Annotated in this window: 11 protein-coding genes; all 11 read left to right on the forward strand. The window is 46.9% G+C overall.

Features of this window, described 5'->3' with window-relative positions:
• Positions 1-372 precede the first annotated feature (372 nt).
• The 11 genes from SIN01_RS06130 to rnr all read left to right on the forward strand — a co-directional run bounded on the left by SIN01_RS06130 (position 373) and on the right by rnr (position 15,209).
• Positions 373-1,314, forward strand: coding sequence for a magnesium transporter CorA family protein (locus SIN01_RS06130; RefSeq protein ID WP_010026372.1), 942 nt, complete (start codon positions 373-375; stop codon positions 1,312-1,314).
• Positions 1,315-1,630: 316 nt separating this feature from the next.
• Entirely contained in the window at positions 1,631-2,947 is a 1,317-nt protein-coding gene (rpoN, locus tag SIN01_RS06135) for an RNA polymerase factor sigma-54 (RefSeq protein WP_047035518.1), read from the forward strand.
• Between the two features lie 385 nt (positions 2,948-3,332).
• Positions 3,333-4,367 carry a sugar-binding transcriptional regulator gene (locus SIN01_RS06140; protein ID WP_010024329.1) on the forward strand — a complete coding sequence of 345 codons (1,035 nt, stop codon included), beginning with the start codon at positions 3,333-3,335 and terminating at the stop codon, positions 4,365-4,367.
• Positions 4,368-4,382: 15 nt separating this feature from the next.
• On the forward strand, positions 4,383-5,390 hold the full coding sequence (gap, locus tag SIN01_RS06145) for a type I glyceraldehyde-3-phosphate dehydrogenase (protein WP_010024330.1): 1,008 nt from the start codon (positions 4,383-4,385) through the stop codon (positions 5,388-5,390).
• Between the two features lie 144 nt (positions 5,391-5,534).
• A complete protein-coding gene (locus SIN01_RS06150; protein ID WP_010024332.1) occupies positions 5,535-6,722 on the forward strand; it encodes a phosphoglycerate kinase in 1,188 nt (395 codons plus the stop codon).
• A 47-nt stretch (positions 6,723-6,769) separates the two neighbouring features.
• Complete coding sequence (tpiA, locus tag SIN01_RS06155) at positions 6,770-7,531, forward strand: triose-phosphate isomerase (protein WP_010024333.1); 762 nt, start codon at positions 6,770-6,772, stop codon at positions 7,529-7,531.
• Positions 7,532-7,643: 112 nt separating this feature from the next.
• Positions 7,644-8,927, forward strand: a complete 1,284-nt coding sequence (gene eno / locus SIN01_RS06160) for a phosphopyruvate hydratase (RefSeq protein WP_010024334.1) — start codon at positions 7,644-7,646, stop codon at positions 8,925-8,927.
• 835 nt (positions 8,928-9,762) lie between these two features.
• The gene (gene bcaP / locus SIN01_RS06165) at positions 9,763-11,205 is read left to right on the forward strand and encodes a branched-chain amino acid transporter BcaP (protein WP_047035520.1); all 1,443 of its coding nucleotides are present in this window, start codon (positions 9,763-9,765) and stop codon (positions 11,203-11,205) included.
• A gap of 413 nt (positions 11,206-11,618) precedes the next feature.
• On the forward strand, positions 11,619-11,849 hold the full coding sequence (gene secG / locus SIN01_RS06170; protein ID WP_010027383.1) for a preprotein translocase subunit SecG: 231 nt from the start codon (positions 11,619-11,621) through the stop codon (positions 11,847-11,849).
• Between the two features lie 242 nt (positions 11,850-12,091).
• A complete protein-coding gene (locus SIN01_RS06175) occupies positions 12,092-12,844 on the forward strand; it encodes an alpha/beta hydrolase (RefSeq protein WP_010027384.1) in 753 nt (250 codons plus the stop codon).
• A 19-nt stretch (positions 12,845-12,863) separates the two neighbouring features.
• Entirely contained in the window at positions 12,864-15,209 is a 2,346-nt protein-coding gene (rnr, locus tag SIN01_RS06180; RefSeq protein ID WP_047035522.1) for a ribonuclease R, read from the forward strand.
• Positions 15,210-15,365 lie beyond the last annotated feature (156 nt).

Below are 15,365 nucleotides of genomic sequence, written 5' to 3' on the forward strand. Positions count from 1 at the left end.
CTTTTTTTGCGTGCGCCCGGCATGGACGACAGCTAGGCGGTCCCTGTTTGATGTAGCGACAGAACCGACTTTATTACTAAATGATCAGCGACCTGTTTTTCTCGTGGACAGTGATTATTCGTTTGTGTTCTTCAAGCGCAGCATGTATTATAGAACGTGGCGGTATACCGCTGCGCGGAACTCGTGCAGCAAATTTTATTGTCTTGCCGAAGGAAGTGATTGTTCGATGAGTTCTGATGGTTCGAGTCCAAAGCCTGATCCCGGTCATTGGCAGGAGGAAGTTTATATAGCATCAAATGCTCCCCGGGCAATCAGCATTCCCGGCGAACGGATAACTGTGTAGGCTTCCTCTGAATTAAGAGGAGGTGCACCATGATTGATATTTACTTAACCGATGAACAAGATCGGCTCATTAAAAAAGATGAGCTGACCAAGGGCTGCTGGATCAATCTGACACGCCCGTCTGAATTTGAAATACAAAAAGTGGTGGAGGGGACCGGAATTTCTTCCGATTTCATTCGTGACTCTTTGGATGATGACGAACGTTCCCGTATTGAAAAAGAGGATGATTCCATTCTGATCATCGTCGATTTCCCGGTGCTTATACAGGACGAATCGGATTCTGCGCCGTATGATACGATTCCACTCGGTATTATTGTTACCCCCTATTATTTCGTAACCGTCTGTTTGCAGAGCAATCCGATTATCGACGACTTCGTGAATAATCGGATTCGTAATTTTTTTACCTATAAAAAAACGCGCTTCACATTGCAAATTCTCTATGTGATCGCCCGCTATTATCTCAAATATTTAAAAACGATTGATCGCAGAACGTCGCTGATCGAGCGCGAACTGCATGAATCAATGCGAAATAAAGAACTCTTTGACCTGCTTAGTCTGGAAAAAACACTTGTCTATTTTACAACTTCGCTGAAATCGAACAGTATTGTGATGGAAAAAATGACCAAACAGCGCTTCCTGCGTATGTATGAGGACGATCAGGATCTGCTTGAGGATGTGATCATCGAAATCAAGCAGGCGATTGAAATGTCGGAAGTGCACAGCAATATCTTGAGCGGTATGATGGATGCGTATGCTTCCGTGATTTCAAACAATGTGAACGTAGTCATGAAATTCCTGACCACTGTGACCATTGTACTTTCAATTCCAACGATGGTTGCGAGTTTCTGGGGAATGAATGTTTCCGGGATTCCCTGGGAGCATGCGCTGCATGGTTTTTGGATTCCGATCACACTTGCGATCGGGTTAGCCGGGATTACTGCTCTGTTTTTCTGGAAGAAGAAGTATTTTTAAGCTGTTTCGCAAAACCAGTACTTTTCAATGATGAGAACAGAAAATAGTTCGAGGGTGTCTCAAAAGTCGATGACGGTGAGGCACCCTCGTGTCATAACTGCCTTAAAATATAGCGCAAAAATGCGGCCAATCAAAGGCTCCAATCATTTTTATAGAGAGGTCCTGCCTGAGAGAACGCAGCAGTAAGTTGAACCACTGCTAGCGTTCAATCGATCATTGTTCAAAAAGTTCTCGCGAAAAACGACAAAAAATGACTGTGTAAGCGTAGTCATTTTATCGATTCGTTGCTATACTATTAATAAAGGGGGTGAGCGGGATGGGATTAGCACTTGTTCAAAGGCAAGCGTTAAAGTTAAAGATGACGCCGGCCCTATATCAATCCGTGGCCGTTCTGCAGTGCAATAATGAGGAACTTGCGCATTTAATTCGTGAAAAGGCACTGGAAAATCCGCTTTTGAACGTCGCAGATTCGGATTTCCATCGTGATGATCTATTTTCTTTCAAGGGAAGCAGCATGACGAAAAGTACTTCTGATGTCATTGCAGAGACAACAGCGCAATCGATTGACTTTCGCGAGCGATTACACCGCGAGCTCCATCAGATGCGTCTGGAACCTTCCTGTATCGAAGCAACCGATCTGTTGATCGACTCGCTAAGCGACAACGGCTATCTTGATGAAGCGCCTGATGCGATTCTTGGCCAGTTTGCAAACAGTGACGTTGATCCGCAGCAAGCCTTGGACCTGCTTCAGTCGTTGGATCCCGCCGGTGTCGGCGCCCGCTCACTCATCGAATGTCTGTGTTTGCAGCTCCGACGTCTTGAATCGCGCAGCCCGCTCGCAGAAACGCTTTTGACCGATTACAGAGACTGTTTTTTAAGCGGCGACTGGTCCGAACTTGCCGAGCAGATGGGTGTAGCAGAGGCGGAGATTGACGCAGCGGTTGCGCAAATTCGTAAACTGAATCCAAACCCAGTTGCCTCAATTCAAGAGGATCCGCCGCAGTATATCATTCCTGATGTAACGATCGTGCAAAAAGGTGATCGGCTCGTTTGTGAACTCGAAGATCAGTATTTGCCGACCGTTTCGATCAATAACGATGATTATCAAATGTACTTGCAGGCATCAGATAAAGAAACGAAACGCTACCTGCGGGAAAAGATGGACGAAGCGGACGCACTGATCTCGGGATTATCTAGAAGAAAACAAACCATGATGCAGCTCGCCGAACTGGTGATGCAGCGTCAGGAAGCCTATTTCAATACTGGTGAACGCACGTCGCTGCGGCCGTTCACCATGAAACAAGCGGCGGAACAGTTGGCTGTTCACGAATCGACGATCAGTCGCGCGGCGGCGGGAAAGTACGTTCAAACCAATTATGGTATGGTGCCAATGAGGCAGTTCTTCATTCGAGCAGTCGGAAAAAATCAAACAAAGCTGTCTGCTTATCAAATTCAAGATGAAATCAAAAAGTTGATTAATCAGGAAGATCCGAGAAGACCGTTGTCGGATCAAATCATCGCTGGAATTCTTGACCAGTCAGGCATCACGTGTTCTCGAAGGGCCGTAGCTAAGTATCGACAGCTGTGCGGCATTGGCTCAACAATCGAGCGCCGCGCGGTCGCGCGCGCTTAATTTTTATATGAGGGACAGAAAGGGTCCCAAGAACAGATTGCTGTAATTGCTTACAGCTCTTTTTTTTGTTTTCTTTTGTCGAAACGGGGTATAATTTAAGTGGGCGATTAGGCACTGAGCTATGTAAAGGGAACGGCAGACAACGAATGTAAATGTGTTATTTTTCATAATTTACAGACTTTTTAGCGCTGAAAAAAACGCATGATATCAACTTTTTTGGTTAATGTGACAATTATGCGTCAATGGAAAGTCTATACAAAACATTTACAGGATTATGCTTGTAAACGTAGGCAAAAGTTGTTATCATGTTACTTGGAGCAGATGGGACATAAAATGACTGTGTGGGACATTTTGAGACCTGTATCGGTCGATCGAGGGGGACGCTGTGGAACATTTGCTTGACCTTCAGAAAAGGCTGATCCCCGATGTCTTAGACATTATGTCCAGTCGCTACCGTATTCTTCAATCATTGCATTTTCTGCAACCGATCGGCAGGCGGAGTTTATCGGCCCATTTGGGCATGACGGAACGCGTTTTGCGCGGGGAAGTCACATTTCTGAGTCAACAAGGGCTGATCCATATGGCGTCAAGCGGCATGCATCTGACGGAAAACGGAGAAGCCATTGTTAAAGATTTGGGAACCGTGATGAAGAACATATCAGGACTGAGGAATATGGAAAAGCAATTGGAAGAAGTTCTCGGCGTTTCTAAAGTTGTCATTGTCTCTGGCGACAGTGATCAGTACGCGACAGTCAAGAATGAGATGGGGCTGGCCTGCGTCAAGGAAATTGAACGCGCACTGGGTGCGGTGAATGTAATCGCCGTGACCGGGGGCTCCACGCTCGCGGCTGTTGCGGAGATGATGCGCCCGCTCAGAAAAGCGCATCAAGATCTTCTGTTTGTGTCAGCAAGAGGCGGTCTTGGCGAAAAGGTCGAAAATCAAGCGAACACGATCTGCGCTAAAATGGCGGAAAAAGCCGAAGGGCGCTATCATCTGCTCCACGTTCCCGATCAGCTCAGTGACGAGTCCTATCACAGCTTGATGGAAGAGCCCAGTATTCATCGGGTCATGCAGCTGATTCATCGTGCGACCATTATCGTGCATGGCATTGGTGATGCAAAAACGATGGCGATCCGCCGACATTCCGGTGAAGAGATTCTCAAAAGAGTTGACACGGAACACGCTGTGGCCGAGGCTTTTGGCTATTTCTTTGATCAGACAGGCCGCGTGATCCATAAGGTACAAACCATTGGGCTCCAATGGGAAGACCTTTTCGGTGCGCAATCGGTGATTGCCGTGGCCGGGGGCAAGTCTAAGGCTGAGGCTATTCAGGCTTACTTCAAGAAAGGCCCGGATTCCGTGCTCATCACGGATGAAGGCGCTGCGCAAGAGATTTTACAAAATTTACAAACCATTTAGGAGGTCATTATTGACATGACAGTTAAAGTTGGTATTAACGGTTTCGGACGCATCGGTCGTCTGGCTTTCAGAAGAATTCAAGACGTTCCAGAATTGGAAGTAGTTGCAGTTAACGACTTAACAGATCCGGCAATGCTTGCAAACCTGCTGAAATATGATACAACGCAAGGTCGTTTCAACGGCGAAGTTAAAGTAGAAGAAGGCTTCTTCGTAGTTAACGGCAAAAAGGTAAAAGTTCTTTCACAACGCGACCCAGCTGAACTGCCATGGGGCGAACTCGGCGTTGACATCGTTCTTGAATGCACAGGCTTCTTCACTTCGAAAGACAAAGCTGAAGCACACATCAAGGGTGGCGCTAAGAAAGTCGTTATCTCTGCTCCTGCAAAAGGCGACTTGAAGACGGTCGTATACAACGTAAACAATGATACGCTCGACGGTTCAGAAACGGTTATTTCCGGTGCTTCTTGCACAACCAACTCTTTGGCTCCTGTAGCAAAAGTATTGAATGACAAATTCGGCATCGAAAAAGGCTTGATGACAACCGTTCACGCTTACACTGGTGACCAAATGACTCTTGACGGCCCGCACAGAGGCGGAGATCTTCGTCGTGCACGTGCCGCTGCTGAAAACATCGTTCCAGCTTCTTCAGGCGCTGCAGCAGCCGTTGCACTTGTTATTCCTGAACTGAAAGGCAAATTCGACGGATCTGCACAACGTGTTCCAGTTAAATCTGGTTCTGTAACGCTGCTCTATGCAACGCTTGCAAAGAATACTTCTGTTGAAGAAATCAACGAAGCTGTTAAAGCAGCCGCTAACGAAACACTTGGCTACAACGAAGATCCGATCGTATCTTCTGATGTTATCGGTATTACTTACGGCTCTCTGTTTGACGCAACACAAACGAAAATTCTTGATGTTGACGGCAAACAACTCGTTCAGGTTGTTGCATGGTATGACAACGAAATGTCTTATACTTCACAGCTTGTTCGTACGCTTGAATACTTCGCTAAACTTTCAAAATAAGCATTGCCTAACTTTTTGAATAGAACTTGAATAGCGGAAACCCTAGTTGTTTCCGCTTTTTTTACGAATACTGTTCTTGTCGGCGGAGATTTGGACTGCAGCCTTGTCTCGCTGCCGATGAAATAAAGGAAAGAAGGTCTGGGCATGGCAAAGAAAACCATTAAGGACATTGATGTTAAAGACAAGAAAGTTTTTTGCCGCGTCGACTTTAATGTTCCGCTGAGCGGCACGACGGTAACGGATGATACACGTATTCGTGCAGCACTCCCTACCATCAACTACTTGATCGAAAACGGTGCAAAAGTCATTTTGGCTTCCCACCTTGGTCGTCCTACGGCTGAAGACAAGGATTCCTTCAAAATGGATCCTGTTGCAAAACGCTTGAGCGAACTGCTCGGCAAACCGGTTGCGAAAACAGATCAGGTTGTCGGACCTGAAGTTGATGCAGCTGTTGCAAAACTGAACGACGGCGACGTACTTCTTCTTGAAAACGTTCGTTTTGAAAAAGGCGAAAAGAAGAACGATCCTGAACTCGCAAAAGCATTTGCGGCACTTGCTGACGTTTACGTCAACGATGCATTCGGATCGGCACACCGTGCGCATGCGTCAACCGCAGGCATTGCTGAATATCTTCCTTCCGTTGCAGGCTTCCTGCTCGAAAAGGAATTGAAAATTCTCGGTGCTTCTCTTGAAAATCCGAAACACCCGTTCACAGCCATCATCGGCGGTGCGAAAGTTACCGACAAGATCGGCGTTATCGAAAATCTGCTTGACAAAGTCGACACATTGATCGTCGGCGGCGGACTTTCTTACACGTTCGTTAAAGCTCAAGGATATGAAATCGGCAAATCTTTGCTCGACAAAGACAAGCTTGATCTCGCTAAGAAGTTCTTGGCTTTGGCTAAAGAAAAAGGCGTTAATTTCTTGACACCTATTGATACGGTCATCGCTGATGAATTCTCCGAAACAGCTAACAAAGACGTTGTCGACATCGACAAAATGCCTGAAGGCTGGCTCGGCGTTGACATCGGACCGAAGACGGTTGCTCTGTATGCAGATGCAATCAAAAAGTCCAAGCTCGTTGTTTGGAACGGACCAATGGGTATCTTCGAAATGGAACCTTATGCTAAAGGTACGGAAGCTGTTGCAAAAGCACTGGCCGACGCAACCGACGCAACGACCATCATCGGCGGCGGCGATTCCGCAGCTGCTGTTGAAAAGTTCCACCTTGCAGACAAAATGACGCATATTTCAACCGGCGGCGGTGCTTCGCTTGAACTGATGGAAGGCAAAGTACTTCCAGGCGTTGCTGCTCTTGATGACGCTGAATAATCTGCAAGACCTATGAATGAACCGCAAGAAAGGGAAGGTGTCTTATTATGTCACGTAAACCGATTATTGCCGGAAACTGGAAAATGAACAAAACAGTTAAGGAAGCACACGAATTTGTTGAAGCAGTTAAGGACAAAGTCCCTTCTGCTGATCTCGTTGATTCCGTTGTTGCTGCTCCTTTCCTTGCTCTTGACCGTCTCGTTGCAGACGCAAAGGGTTCGGACCTGAAGATCAGTGCTGAAAACGTTCATTTTGAAAACTCCGGTGCTTTCACCGGAGAAGTCAGCCCGGTTATGCTCGAAGATCTAGGCGTTCAATACGCAATCATCGGCCACTCTGAACGCAGAGCGATGTTTGCTGAAACGGATGAAACCGTAAATAAAAAGGTGCTCGCATCATTTGCCCATCACCTGATTCCGATCGTCTGCGTTGGTGAAACGCTCGATGAACGCGAAGGCGGCAAATGGCAATCTGTTGTTAAAAACCAAGTAACTAAAGCATTTGCAGGAGTCCCAAGTGACCAAGCTGCAGACGTTGTTGTTGCTTATGAACCAATTTGGGCAATCGGCACCGGCAAATCTGCTTCTTCAGATGATGCAAATGAAGTTTGCGCGTATATCCGCAAAACAGTTGCTGATCTGTATGACGAAACAGTCGCTGCTAAAGTACGCATTCAATATGGCGGCAGTGTAAAACCGGCGACGATTGGCGATCTGCTCGCTCAATCGGATATCGACGGTGCACTGGTCGGCGGCGCAAGCCTTCAACCTGAATCGTTCCTTGCTCTGCTCGAAGCAGTAAAAGGGTAATTTCTGCAAAGAATAAGATTGAAACGGTGCGGACCGTTCGTTATTGTCCGGACATAGCGCTCGATTCACACCCTTTCGGATCAATTTATATGATGATAAGGAGAGATCATGAATGTCTCAAATCGTTGAAGTTTATGGTCGCGAAGTCCTTGACTCTCGCGGTAACCCAACTGTTGAAGTTGAGGTTTACACTGAAGACGGCGGCAAAGGCCGCGCATTAGTACCTAGTGGTGCGTCAACTGGTGAACACGAAGCTGTTGAATTACGCGACGGCGACAAAGCACGCTTCGGCGGCAAAGGTGTTCTGAAAGCTGTAAAGAACGTTAACGAACTCATCGCTCCTGAAGTAATTGGCCTGGAAGTTCAAGATCAAGTAGCGCTTGACCAAACCATGATCGATCTCGACGGAACGGAAAACAAAGGCAAATTAGGTGCCAACGCAATTCTTGGTGTTTCTTTGGCAGCTGCAGACGCTGCTGCAGACGAACTGGGTGTTCCGCTTTACCGTTACCTCGGCGGTGTGAATGCTAAAGTTCTGCCAACACCGATGATGAACATTCTGAACGGCGGCAAGCACGCAGATAACAGCGTAGACTTCCAAGAATTCATGATCATGCCTGTAGGTGCAGATTCCATCAAGGAAGCTGTTCGTATCGGCGCAGAAGTATACCACGCACTCAAAGCTGTTCTTGCAGCTAAGGGTCACCTAACTGCTGTCGGCGACGAAGGCGGTTTTGCTCCGAACCTGAAGAACAACGAAGAAGTTCTTGACACGATTCTTGAAGCAATCGAAAAAGCAGGTTACAAACCAGGCGAAGACGTTAAACTGGCAATTGACCCGGCTTCTTCCGAATTGTATGAAGACGGCAAGTACAACTTCAAGGGTGAAGGCGTTGTAAGAACAACTGACGAAATGATCGAATACTACACCAATCTGGTTGACAAGTACCCGATCATCTCGATCGAAGACGGCCTTGACGAAAACGACTGGGAAGGCTGGCAAAAACTGACCAAGGCTATTGGTGACAAAGTGCAACTCGTCGGCGACGACCTGTTCGTAACGAACACCGATTACCTGAAGAAAGGTATTGACCTTGGCGTTGCCAACTCGATCCTTATCAAAGTTAACCAAATCGGTACGTTGACTGAAACACTGAACGCAATCCAAATGGCCCAAAAAGCCGGATACACAGCAGTTGTTTCTCACCGTTCCGGTGAAACGGAAGATACATCAATTGCCGACATCGTTGTTGCAACGAACGCCGGCGAAATCAAGACCGGTTCTCTTGCAAGAACCGACCGTATCGCTAAGTACAACCAACTGATCAGAATTGAAGATGATCTTGCTGGTTCTGCTGAATACCTTGGCGATGCATCGTTCTACAACATTAAATAATTCAGCTTTATTTAAAACCCTCGCTGAACGCGTCAGCGAGGGTTTTTTGTGTACACTATAAGAGACAATGATAAAAATTCTAAAGGATATGATTCTGCCTTGTAGTACCACCGATAAGCATGGAAAGGAACTTTCGCTAAAGGCGGTGCCATTCCTGTGCACAACGCGGAAGTGACCGCATCCTGCGGAAAGTACTCCTGTGCCAAATGCAGAAGACACGAAAGCGCGAGACGCCTGCGGGATTGTGCCTTGTTGATGCGTGCCAGCGAGACCCCGCAGATTCTTGCATGCCTAAGGAGGCTCGCGGTGCGCCCGCGGCAAGCGAGCAGCTGGAGTGTCGTTCGTGCACAACGCGGAAGTGACCGCATCCTAAGAGAGTAAATAGACGGAAAAATTCCCCTTAATTAGAAAATAACATAAAAAATAGCTTAAATAGACGGAGAAATTCCGCTTATCAACTTGAAAAACGTGAAAATGGGGGATTCTGCCGTGTATAATCGGAAAATTTCCCCTTATGTAACCCTGAAATGAGCCCTACTCTGCCTATAACCGAAAAATCTCCGCTTATGAAAATCCTGCGGAAGTAATGATGCATGAAGACGAATAAGGCGAGGGATTCTTTATAGGTCAAAGGGTTTTCAGTAGAACTAACCAAACATTTCTTAACATTTTGTGAGGATTGAAATTAGAACCTTTACATAGGACCAGGTACCATGTAAAATGGTTTTTACAACGAGTGGGAACGAAAGAGAGATAGAAAATAAATAGTCTGAAAACAGAGATAATAACTTCCCATGACGTTGATTATTAAGGATGTACAGAAGGAGTTTTTTGTATGGAGTTTTTAAGCAGACTCGCTGCATTGTATGCAACGTTATTTAGAAAGAAATCGGTGGACTATACGGTTCATCAGGCAAAAGGCAATAAAGGGCTGCAAAAAGCGTTAGGCGCTTTTGACTTAACGATGCTTGGTGTCGGTGCCGTTATCGGTACCGGAATTTTTGTCTTGACCGGGGTTGTTGCAGCGGAACATTCAGGGCCGGCAATTGTCCTGTCATTTCTTTTATCGGGGGTTGCCTGTGCGTTTGCCGCTTTATGCTATGCGGAATTTGCATCGATGATTCCTGCGTCAGGGAGCGCCTACACATACGGGTACACCGTATTTGGGGAACTGTTCGCTTGGATCCTTGGCTGGGACTTGATCCTTGAATACGGACTTGCCTGTTCCGTAGTCGCAAGCGGATGGTCGGCTTACTTTCAGGAATTGATTCGCGGCTTCGGGCTGCATTTGCCGACCGAGATAAGTTCTGCATTTAATCCGAGCACCGGTACTTATTTTGACTTAATGGCAACGGTGATTGTGTTTGCGCTCTCGTTGATCTTGCTCAGCGGCGTCAAAGAGTCAAGTCGGATTAATAATATTATGGTACTGATTAAAATCGGCGTTGTTATTCTGTTCATCGTTGTCGGCGCTTTTTATGTGCAACCGACCAACTGGACGCCGTTCATGCCGTTTGGTTTCGATGGGGTGGTTCAGGGCGCTGCAACGGCGTTCCTTTCCTATATTGGTTTTGATGCGGTTTCCTCTGCGTCTGAAGAAGTGCGCAACCCGCAGCGCGACATGCCGATTGGGCTTCTCTCCTCATTGGCTGTCTGTATGGTCCTGTATGTGGCGGTTTCGCTTGTCTTAACCGGTATGGTCCCTTATACAAAGCTGAATGTAGGCGACCCGGTTGCTTTTGCACTCCGTTTTGTGCATCAAGATTGGGTTGCTGGTTTTGTCTCGCTTGGTGCGATCTTGGGGATCACAACCGTGCTGTTTGTCATGATGTACGGACAAACACGCCTGTTCTTTGCCATCAGCCGTGACGGCCTGCTGCCGAAATCGATCTCGCGTCTGACAAAGGGGAAGAAAACGCCGGTGTTCAGTATTTTACTGACATGGGGCATGGCAACCATCTTCTCTGCGCTCATTCCACTTGGTGAATTAGCTCAGCTCGTCAATATCGGAACGCTATTTGCATTCATTTGTGTCTCGATCGGTGTGGTTGTTCTTCGTATCAAGCGACCGGACATTAAGCGTAATTTTAAGGTTCCGTTTGTTTATGTAATCCCGTTCCTGTCTGTACTGGCTTGTGGCTATCTGATGATCAATTTAACCGGACAGACATGGATTCGCTTCATTATTTGGTTTGTCATTGGATTGGTTATCTATTTTACGTTTGGTTTTAGGCACAGTGAACTTGGAAAACGGAAGAAACAAGAAATTCACTCGTAATCGATTAAGTAATCGGCGGAAAAGAAGATCCTTCTTTTCCGTTATTTTTTTGCGTACCAAACAAGAAATGTGACGAATTTGCGTACTTTTGACAAATTTGACTAATATCGGCATTCTTACACAGGCACGGATGCGAAAAATGCGCCGCATTGCATATTTTGTCTTAATCGTGGTCAGCGCCAGACTTTGTTTCGGACATTCTCATGTCGGTTCCGCTGCTGCTTCTCAATGAAATTTGTGTTGCCGTTGCTTTGATCATCGATCGATGCAAAGGAACAAGGAGCCGCAAAACTGAAGATCAAGTGGAATTAAGCTGAAAACAGTCGGTGTTTGGTTGCTCTTCATGGACGTGTATGGTAAAGTAAAATTAATTGTTGCGTGAACGTTGAGTTGAAGATGAGGGGTATAGATCGATGCATACACTTTTGCTAACTTTAATGATTATTTCAGGTATCCTTTTAATTGCACTCGTTTTGGTACAGCGCAGTCAGGGCGATGGGCTGTCTGAAGCGATTACCGGTGGTGCCGAACAGTTATTCAGCAAGCAAAAAGCAAGGGGAATTGAGGTTGGGCTCAAACGGCTGACGATCTTTTTTGCCATTGTTTTCTTTGCATGCGCTTTTGTACTCGGTTACTATTTGTGATGATGCTTGGATGTGAAACCGGAGCGAAAACTCCGGTTTTTGATTTATCTTGTGCGGAAGCGCTCTCGAGTCGCATCACAGCATTTTGATGCAATGGTGCCTGTTTGCACCGGTTTTGATGATTCTGCTCGATTCTTTTAGACCTAGCTAAGGATATAGCGTATAATATAGTTTGGAAGAAGATACCTATTCCTGCTAAAAGCGACCGGCAAAAGAACGGCTTTTTGAATGGGGGATGAGGGATGGTGCAATTAAAGCGCCCGAAACCATTTTTTCTTGAATCCGGATCGCGCGCCGTGCTGCTTCTGCATGGATTCACCGGCAATTCTGTTGATGTTCGACGGCTGGGGCATTATTTGAATAAACGCGGCTACACCTGCTTTGCTCCGATTTATGCGGGACATGGCGGACCGCCTGAAGAACTTCTTAAATCAGGGCCAAATGCTTGGTGGCATGACGTGGAGCAGGCGATGGAGCTGCTTAAGAAAAACGGATATACCGAAATTGCGGTGTGCGGACTGTCACTTGGTGGGGTATTTTCACTCAAATGTGGATACACTTTTCCAGTGAAGGGAATTATTCCAATGTGTGCGCCGGCGTATCCGGCTGAATCGGAACGGTTGATTGCCGGAGCCGCTGCTTACGCGCGTACGTATAAGCGGTATCAAGGAAAAAGCGAAGCGGTGCTCACGGCGGAGTTGAACCGTTTTAAACGGGAAATCCCTGATGTGCTGACGCGTTTAGGTGCATTAGTTGACGAAGTAGCTGCGCAATGTCATCAGATAAAGATTCCGGCAATGATCGTTCAAGCGCGTAATGATGAAATGATTGATCCACGCAGTGCGAACTTTATTTATGACACCATTCAATCAAAGAATAAACAGTTAAAATGGTACGAAAATTCAACACATGTGATTACGTTAGGAACAGAGAAAGAGCGATTGCACCAGGATATCGATGCGTTTCTTGAAAGCCTGGATTGGTCTGTTTCCTAAGAATAGGGAGGTTAACGACATGGCGGAAGAACGCATTCAGAAAATCCTGAATTATATGCGAGAAGAAACTTACCGGCCGATGACATTAAAAGAACTTGAGGAAGCCTTTGGCGCAAGCGAACCGCAAACGTTCACAGACTTTGTCAAAACAATGAACGACTTGGAAGAACAGGGACTGGTGATCCGTACCCGTGCGGATCGTTATGGTCTCCCTGAAAAAATGAACTTGATGAAAGGCCGCGTTCAAGCGCATGCAAAGGGATTTGCTTTTATTATCCCTGAAGATGACAAACTCGATGACGTGTTTGTCAGTCCGAACGACCTTGCAGGAGCTATGAACGGCGATACCGTGGTTATCCGCGTGACCCACAAAACAACAGGGGAACGTCCTGAGGGAACCGTCATCCGTATTCTTGAGCGTGCGGTCACCAAAGTTGTCGGTACATTCAATGCAGGCCGCCACTTCGGTTTTGTCATTCCTGATGATAACCGGATTAACGGAGATATTTTTATTCCGGAAAATGCGGAACATGGGGCAATGGAAGGGCATAAAGTGGTCGCTGAAATCACGAAGTATCCGGAAGGACGCAAGAATGCGGAAGGGATGATCACGCAAATTCTCGGACATAAGAATGATCCGGGCATCGATATTTTATCGATCATTTATAAACATGATCTGCCGCTTGAATACCCTCCGGAAGTGTTAGCTGAAGCCGAGGCAATCCCGGGCGAACTCTCGGAGAAAGATTACGAAGGTCGCCGGGATCTGCGCGGAGAAACGATTGTCACCATTGATGGTGAGGATTCGAAGGATTTGGATGATGCGGTTACCGTTTCACGGCTTGACAACGGCAACTACAAATTAGGTGTACATATCGCGGATGTCAGCTATTATGTAACCGAAGGATCGGCATTGGATGAAGAAGCCTATGAACGCGGCACCAGTGTCTATCTTGTCGATCGCGTGATCCCAATGATTCCGCATCGTTTGTCCAATGGTATTTGCAGCTTGAATCCGCATGTTGACCGACTGACGATTAGCTGCGAGATGGAGATCAATCCTCAAGGGGTTGTGGTTGGCCACGAAATCTTCCCGAGCGTGATTCGTTCAACCGAACGGATGACCTACAATAATGTGCGGAAGATCTTGAAGCGTGAAGATGATGAAGTGCTGGAACGTTACAAAGCGATGATCCCGTTCTTTGATCTGATGGCTGAACTGGCGGGCATTTTAGAGAAGCACCGTCAAGAACGCGGCGCGATCGATTTTGATTTTACCGAAGCGAAAATCATTGTCGATGAACAAGGCAAGCCGGTTGATGTTGTCATCCGTGAGCGGACAGTCGCCGAGCGTTTGATCGAATCCTTCATGCTGGCAGCCAATGAAACGGTTGCCGAACATGTAGATAAATTGCGCCTGCCGTTTATCTATCGTGTCCATGAAGAACCAAACTCGGAAAAACTGGAGAAATTCTTTGACTTCGTTGTCAACTTCGGTTATGTCCTCCATGGTTCACCGGACAATGTTCATCCGCGGACCTTGCAATCCTTGCTTGAAAAAGCGAAGGGCCAACCGGAGGAAGCAGTGATCAGTACGGTGATGCTGCGTTCGATGGCCAAAGCGAAATATGATGACAAGTGTTTGGGACACTTCGGTCTTTCCACGGAGTACTACACACACTTCACCTCACCGATTCGCCGCTACCCGGATTTGACTGTACACCGGCTCCTGCGCAAATATCTGTTTGAGAAGAAAACGGATCAGAAAACGCAAGAATTCTGGAAATCAAAAATGCCTGAAATCGCAAAGCATACCTCGGAATGTGAGCAACGAGCGGTTGAAGCAGAGCGTGATACCGATGATCTGAAGAAGGCTGAGTTTATGCAGGACAAAGTCGGCGAAACCTTCTCCGGTGTGGTCAGCGGGGTCACCAACTTCGGCTTGTTTGTTGAGTTGTCGAATACAATTGAAGGTTTGGTCCACATCAGCTATCTGACCGACGACTACTATCATTACAGTGAAGAAAATATGGCGCTCGTCGGCGAACGAACCGGTCACCTGTTCCGGATCGGCGATGAAATCGAGGTCCGCGTGCTCAACGTTAATCTGGATGAACATGCCGTTGACTTTGAAGTTGTGGGGATGAAACCGCAAAAACCGCGGCAACGCAAATCACGGCCGACAATTATCCAAGGCAAAACCGGACCGCAAAATGGCGGAAAGAAACGCTTTGGCGATCGGAATGGCAATAAGTCCACGAATTCCAGAGGCGGTGGAAGCCGTAACCGAAACGGCAATCGTCGAGGCGGAAACAATCACGGCGGCAACAACCATTCCTTTTCAAACAATCAAGGTAAAAATTAATCATTAGCCACTGCCCTCGGCAAAACGGATCCAATCCGTTTCGTCGAGTTTTTTTTTTTTTTTTTCACAGGATAAGAACGTATACGATTTTTCCCCGTCTCAAACCAATAGCCCAGTGTCCTGGCCGAGAATCAAAGCAGGGGTACTCTGGCGCCT

Source organism: Sporolactobacillus inulinus (genome assembly GCF_006539285.1).
In the GTDB taxonomy this organism is placed as follows: Bacteria; Bacillota; Bacilli; order Bacillales; family Sporolactobacillaceae; genus Sporolactobacillus; species Sporolactobacillus inulinus.

What these genes read in the sequence shown, in the direction of transcription:
- rnr (WP_047035522.1), top strand. Translation starts at nt 12,864, where the DNA reads ATGGCGGAAGAACGCATTCAGAAAATCCTGAATTATATGCGAGAAGAA.
- SIN01_RS06130 (WP_010026372.1), top strand. Translation starts at nt 373, where the DNA reads ATGATTGATATTTACTTAACCGATGAACAAGATCGGCTCATTAAAAAA.
- SIN01_RS06175 (WP_010027384.1), top strand. Translation starts at nt 12,092, where the DNA reads ATGGTGCAATTAAAGCGCCCGAAACCATTTTTTCTTGAATCCGGATCG.
- bcaP (WP_047035520.1), top strand. Translation starts at nt 9,763, where the DNA reads ATGGAGTTTTTAAGCAGACTCGCTGCATTGTATGCAACGTTATTTAGA.
- gap (WP_010024330.1), top strand. Translation starts at nt 4,383, where the DNA reads ATGACAGTTAAAGTTGGTATTAACGGTTTCGGACGCATCGGTCGTCTG.
- SIN01_RS06150 (WP_010024332.1), top strand. Translation starts at nt 5,535, where the DNA reads ATGGCAAAGAAAACCATTAAGGACATTGATGTTAAAGACAAGAAAGTT.
- secG (WP_010027383.1), top strand. Translation starts at nt 11,619, where the DNA reads ATGCATACACTTTTGCTAACTTTAATGATTATTTCAGGTATCCTTTTA.
- rpoN (WP_047035518.1), top strand. Translation starts at nt 1,631, where the DNA reads ATGGGATTAGCACTTGTTCAAAGGCAAGCGTTAAAGTTAAAGATGACG.
- eno (WP_010024334.1), top strand. Translation starts at nt 7,644, where the DNA reads ATGTCTCAAATCGTTGAAGTTTATGGTCGCGAAGTCCTTGACTCTCGC.
- tpiA (WP_010024333.1), top strand. Translation starts at nt 6,770, where the DNA reads ATGTCACGTAAACCGATTATTGCCGGAAACTGGAAAATGAACAAAACA.